Origin of the sequence: Fulvivirga imtechensis AK7 (genome assembly GCF_000331535.1) — a bacterium.
Classification (GTDB): domain Bacteria; phylum Bacteroidota; class Bacteroidia; order Cytophagales; family Cyclobacteriaceae; genus Fulvivirga; species Fulvivirga imtechensis.
Window position 1 is genome coordinate 1 of the sequence record NZ_AMZN01000181.1, and the last position, 750, is coordinate 750.

Consider the following 750-nt stretch of genomic DNA (forward strand, 5'->3'; position numbering starts at 1 on the left):
AATAAAACCTTCAGAGAGTTTCTGTCAGAGGTGAAGGAGAAGACATTGAGTTGTTTTGAGAACCAGGCTTACCAGTATGAAGAGCTGATAGAGGAGCTGAGCCTGCCGAGAGATACCAGCCGCAATCCTTTGTTCGATGTGATGTTTTCCTATATCAACATCGATCGGGAGGAACTGGTGATCCCGGGCTTAACACTGGAGGGCTATGACTTTAACCGCAATATTACAAAGTTTGACCTCAGTCTTACAGCAGGAGAAATAGAGGAAGGTTTATATGTCAGTATTGGGTATTCTACGGAACTGTTCAGTGAGGCAACGATAGACAGGTTCATTGCCTATTTTGAACGGATAGTAGAAGCAGTAACTACTGATTTTGATAAGAAGCTGTCAGAGATTGATATTTTATCCTTTGAAGAGCGTGAACAGTTACTTCAAACGTTTAACGACACATCAGTAGATTATCCGAGGGAGCAGACGCTCATAGCGCTTTTTGAAGAGCAGGTACAAAAAACACCGGCTAACACTGCCCTGATATACGAAGATCAGGAGTTGAGCTATGAGGCCTTGGATGCCCGAAGCAATCAGTTGTCCCGCTCTCTTTTAGAAAAGGGCTGTTGCCCTGGTATGGTTGTGGGGCTGATGGTAGATCGTTCTATTGAGATGATGGTAGGTATGCTGGCTATCATGAAAACAGGCGCAGCCTATCTGCCCCTAGGTACCGACCTTCCGGAACAGCGGGTAGTTCACATG

At 45.3% G+C, this 750-nt stretch carries 1 protein-coding gene; it reads left to right on the plus strand.

The window, feature by feature from the left end:
• Positions 1–750: condensation domain-containing protein (locus C900_RS27650; RefSeq protein WP_040497713.1), on the plus strand; the 750-nt coding region annotated here is incomplete at both ends.